This window comes from Streptomyces doebereineriae (assembly GCF_031845645.1).
Classification (GTDB): Bacteria; Actinomycetota; Actinomycetes; order Streptomycetales; family Streptomycetaceae; genus Streptomyces; species Streptomyces canus.
This window is the reverse complement of the sequence record NZ_JAVREZ010000103.1, coordinates 1-550: the sequence shown is the minus strand read 5'-3', so window position 1 is coordinate 550 and position 550 is coordinate 1. Positions and strand designations below refer to the sequence as shown.

Annotated in this window: 1 protein-coding gene; it reads right to left on the bottom strand. The window is 72.5% G+C overall.

The genetic code is table 11. The features are described from left to right. Nucleotides 1-346 (bottom strand): aminotransferase class V-fold PLP-dependent enzyme (locus RNB18_RS50915; protein ID WP_311720915.1); only part of this gene is annotated, 346 nt, incomplete at its 3' end. Nucleotides 347-550 lie beyond the last annotated feature (204 nt).

Sequence of the window (550 nt, the reverse complement as noted above, 5' to 3'; positions counted from 1 at the left end):
CCAGAACGGCGTGATGCTCGACAGCGGTGGTGATGATCCGGCGCCGCGCCGGCTCGGCATCGCGGCGGGCCCAGTAGATGCCCTTGACGGCGAGGTTGTCGCTCTCGGTGCCACCAGCGGTGAAGATCACCTCCGAGGGGCGACAGCCCAGCAGGCGGGCCAACGTCTCACGGGCCTCCTCCATGCGGCGGCGCGCCAGCCGGCCGGAACCGTGCAGCGACGACGCGTTGCCGACGGTGGCCAGCGCAGCGGTCATCGCCTCGATGGCAGCGGCGTGCATCGGGGTGGTGGCGGCGTGATCGAGATAGACCGGCCCGCCTGAGGAGGAGGTCAGGATGGAGGCCATAGCCCTCCTAGGATAGCCGCTGGCAGGCGACCCTCCCTCCGGCCTCCTCAGGCCGCCAGCACGTGCGCGGGAGCGCCAGGGAGCTCCTGGTGGGCGCGCACCACCGCCTCGCAGCGCCCGGCCAGGGCCCGTCGGTCGTCTCCCGGCAGCTGCAGAGACCCGACGTGGACGTGGCACACCGTGCGACGTGCGGCGGGTCATCAC